The sequence below is a fragment of the Massilia phosphatilytica genome (genome assembly GCF_977014125.1).
The window spans coordinates 1-2,604 of the sequence record NZ_CDRNIL010000073.1; the positions used below are offsets into that span (position 1 = coordinate 1).

Sequence of the window (2,604 nt, forward strand, 5' to 3'; positions counted from 1 at the left end):
GTTTGCTAGGTTGCAAACAGAGGAGTTAGTTGGATGATCCAGCACCTGACAGCTAGATCTCGGCGACGCCGGATTCCGCGACGATCCGGTCGATGCCGGTGGCGCGCAAACCGTCGCGGTAGAACAGGCGTTTGGCCGTGTCGAGGATGCGGTCGCGTGCGGAAGGATGGGCCATGGTCGTGATCGGGTCGGAATGCGGACGCCATTATACGATACAGACCTGTCTAGCTCAACTAACAGGATGGATAGGCCACATGGGACCGGAATCGCATACGATACAGACCTGTCTACATCAATTCACGAAAGGAATCGCCATGTCCGAACCCCGCCCACCCTTCCCGCCGTTCACCCGCGAAACGGCGATCCAGAAAGTCCGCCTCGCGGAAGACGGCTGGAACAGCCGCGATCCGGAAAAAGTCGCGCTCGCGTACACGCCGGACAGTCATTGGCGCAACCGCGCGGAATTCGTCGAGGGCCGCGACCAGATCGTGCAGTTCCTCGACCGCAAATGGAAAGGAACTGGACTACCGCCTGATCAAGGAACTCTGGGCCGTGGACGGCAACCGCATCGCCGTGCGCTACGCCTACGAATGGCACGACGATTCCGGCAACTGGTTCCGCACGTTCGGCAACGAGAACTGGAATTCGACGAACACGTCGTCGAAAAGAACGTGCCGGATGCCTTCATCAATACCGGGCTGGAACGTTGGCTGCATGCGCGCGGTATCCGCCACGTCGTCATTGCCGGCGTGAGCACGAACAATTCCGTCGAGGCGACGGCGCGCACGGCCGGCAACCTGGGGTTTTCGACCATCGTCGCGGCGGATGCCTGCTTTACCTTCGACAAGGCGGACTTCGGCGGCACGCTGCGCAGCGCCGAGGACGTCCACCTGATGGCGCTGGCGAACCTGCACGGCGAGTATGCCGACGTGCGCGCGACCGATGACGTCCTGGCCGTCAGTCCCGCCGCAGCCGAGACTTGACCCGCGCCATCACGTCCGCGAAGCGCTGCTCGACGGATTGCCCCGGCGTCCTGAGCCAGGCGTCGATCGCCGGCAGGTCCGGTCGTGCGGGGTCAAGCATGATGTCTCCTCACCGTCGTGGCAGCAGCCACCGACCCGCCATTGTTCCCGCAGAGCCCGCGATCTTTGTTGCGTCACCTCAAGCTTCCGATCCCGTTCACCTTGATCAATTTTTATCGAATACACTATCCCCGCGACACATTCCCAACCTGAAAGAACCCAAAGGAGACGGCATGACTTTGAAATCGCTCATCGCACTCGCATGTGCGCTCACCGCAGCGGCCGGCGTCCAGGCCGCCGACCAGTTGCACGCCCCGATGACCCTGGTGAGCGCCGACGGCACCGGCAAGATGATCGGCAGCGTGACGGTCACCGAATCCGCGAACGGCCTCGTGTTCACCCCCAATCTGACGAGCCTGCCGCCGGGCGCGCATGGCTTCCACGTGCACGAAATCGCCAGTTGCGGCGTCAACGAGAAGGATGGGAAAAAGGTCGCGGCCGGTGCGGCCGGCGGGCACCTCGACCCGGCGACATCGAAACACCATGCCGGCCCGTCCGGCGACGGCCACCTGGGAGATCTGCCGGCGCTCGTGGTGTCGGACAACGGCGGGGCCAGCACGGCGGTGACGGCGCCGCGCCTGACCAGGCTGTCCGAGGTGAAGGGCAGGGCGCTCATGATCCACGCCGGCGGCGATAATTTCTCGGATCAACCGAAGCCGCTGGGCGGCGGCGGCGAACGCATCGCCTGCGGCGTCATCCAGTAACCGGACGATTCACAGGCCCAGGTCGGACAATCCCGGGTGATCGTCCGGCCGCCGTCCCAGCGGCCAGTGATATTTGCGCTCGGATGCCTTGATCGGCATGTCGTTCAGGCAAGCGTAGCGCCGCTGCATCAGGCCGTGTTCGTCGAATTCCCAGTTCTCGTTGCCGAACGTGCGGAACCAGTTGCCGGAATCGTCGTGCCATTCGTAGGCGTAGCGCACGGCGATGCGGTTGCCGTCCACGGCCCAGAGTTCCTTGATCAGGCGGTAGTCCAGTTCCTTTTTCCATTTGCGGTCGAGGAACTGCACGATCTGGTCGCGGCCCTCGACGAATTCCGCGCGGTTGCGCCAATAGACTGTCCGGCGTGTACGCCAGCGCGACTTTTTCCGGATCGCGGCTGTTCCAGCCGTCTTCCGCGAGGCGGACTTTCTGGATCGCCGTTTCGCGGGTGAACGGCGGGAAGGGTGGGCGGGGTTCGGACATGGCGATTCCTTTCGTGAATTGATGTAGACAGGTCTGTATCGTATGCGATTCCGGTCCCATGTGGCCTATCCATCCTGTTAGTTGAGCTAGACAGGTCTGTATCGTATAATGGCGTCCCGCATTCCGACCCGATCACGACCATGGCCCATCCTTCCGCACGCGACCGCATCCTCGACACGGCCAAACGCCTGTTCTACCGCGACGGTTTGCGCGCCACCGGCATCGACCGGATCGTCGCGGAATCCGGCGTCGCCAAGATGTCGCTGTAGGTGCTGGATCATCCAACTAACTCCTCCGTTTTAACCTTAGCAATACGCAACTGAACGAAGTAGGCCAC

2 protein-coding genes and 4 pseudogenes are annotated in these 2,604 nt (G+C 62.6%); 4 read left to right on the plus strand and 2 right to left on the minus strand.

Annotated features, from left to right (window positions below; translation table 11 throughout):
• Positions 1-55 precede the first annotated feature (55 nt).
• Positions 56-175 (minus strand): annotated as a pseudogene (locus ACWNCF_RS02590) (TetR family transcriptional regulator); the annotation flags it as partial.
• 139 nt (positions 176-314) lie between these two features.
• Here ACWNCF_RS02590 and ACWNCF_RS02595 point away from each other — a divergent pair.
• From ACWNCF_RS02595 to sodC, 3 genes and pseudogenes are all read left to right on the plus strand, one after another.
• A pseudogene (locus ACWNCF_RS02595) lies at positions 315-642 on the plus strand (DUF1348 family protein); the annotation flags it as partial.
• Complete coding sequence (locus tag ACWNCF_RS02600) at positions 591-983, plus strand: isochorismatase family protein (RefSeq protein ID WP_449405910.1); 393 nt, start codon at positions 591-593, stop codon at positions 981-983. The pseudogene ACWNCF_RS02595 and the gene ACWNCF_RS02600, both read left to right, overlap by 52 nt.
• Before the next feature lie 272 nt (positions 984-1,255).
• Positions 1,256-1,786 (plus strand): superoxide dismutase [Cu-Zn] SodC, encoded by a 531-nt coding sequence (sodC, locus tag ACWNCF_RS02605; protein WP_449405911.1) that lies wholly within the window; start codon positions 1,256-1,258, stop codon positions 1,784-1,786.
• Positions 1,787-1,795: 9 nt separating this feature from the next.
• On the opposite strand, the pseudogene ACWNCF_RS02610 reads toward sodC, so the two are convergent.
• A pseudogene (locus ACWNCF_RS02610) lies at positions 1,796-2,267 on the minus strand (nuclear transport factor 2 family protein).
• A gap of 140 nt (positions 2,268-2,407) precedes the next feature.
• Here ACWNCF_RS02610 and ACWNCF_RS02615 point away from each other — a divergent pair.
• Positions 2,408-2,533 (plus strand): annotated as a pseudogene (locus ACWNCF_RS02615) (TetR family transcriptional regulator); the annotation flags it as partial.
• Positions 2,534-2,604: the final 71 nt, after the last annotated feature.